At 46.0% G+C, this 535-nt stretch carries 4 tRNA genes; all 4 read left to right on the top strand.

Going from position 1 to position 535, the window contains the following annotated elements:
• Positions 1-15: 15 nt before the first annotated feature.
• The 4 genes from DRF60_RS20915 to DRF60_RS20900 all read left to right on the top strand — a co-directional run bounded on the left by DRF60_RS20915 (position 16) and on the right by DRF60_RS20900 (position 519).
• Positions 16-97: transfer RNA gene (locus DRF60_RS20915), tRNA-Leu, on the top strand.
• Positions 98-101: 4 nt separating this feature from the next.
• Positions 102-177: transfer RNA gene (locus tag DRF60_RS20910), tRNA-Gly, on the top strand.
• A gap of 5 nt (positions 178-182) precedes the next feature.
• Positions 183-266 (top strand) — tRNA-Leu (locus DRF60_RS20905).
• 171 nt (positions 267-437) lie between these two features.
• A tRNA-Leu gene (locus DRF60_RS20900) sits at positions 438-519 on the top strand.
• Positions 520-535: the final 16 nt, after the last annotated feature.

Genomic DNA, 535 nt, shown 5'->3' with positions numbered 1-535 from the left:
AGCAAAAACAAACCAGCGGATGTGGTGTAATTGGTAGCCACGCCAGACTTAGGATCTGGTGCCGTGAGGCGTGGGGGTTCGAGTCCCTTCATCCGCACTATGCGAAAATAGCTCAGCTGGTAGAGCACAACCTTGCCAAGGTTGGGGTCGCGGGTTCGAATCCCGTTTTTCGCTCCACACCTGCCCTGGTGGTGGAACTGGTAGACACGCAGGACTTAAAATCCTGTGTTCGTAAGAACGTGCGGGTTCAAGTCCCGCCCGGGGTACTAAACTCTCTGTTGATCTCAACGGAGAGTTTTTTTATTTTAAAAGGTTTCTAAGAAATCGTTTATTTATCAGCGTTGATAAGTATTTATGTTTTTTTAGCTCTTATTTTAAGACAAAATGTTTTATATTTGTAGTCACAAAAGAACAAGTTCTTTAAACAAAAAACATTAGCGGATGTGGTGTAATTGGTAGCCACGCCAGACTTAGGATCTGGTGCCGTGAGGCGTGGGGGTTCGAGTCCCTTCATCCGCACTTGCGAAAAACTCTC

It is taken from the genome of Chryseobacterium elymi (genome assembly GCF_003385495.1).
Classification (GTDB): domain Bacteria; phylum Bacteroidota; class Bacteroidia; order Flavobacteriales; family Weeksellaceae; genus Chryseobacterium; species Chryseobacterium elymi.
This window is presented reverse-complemented; position numbering and strand designations above follow the sequence as displayed.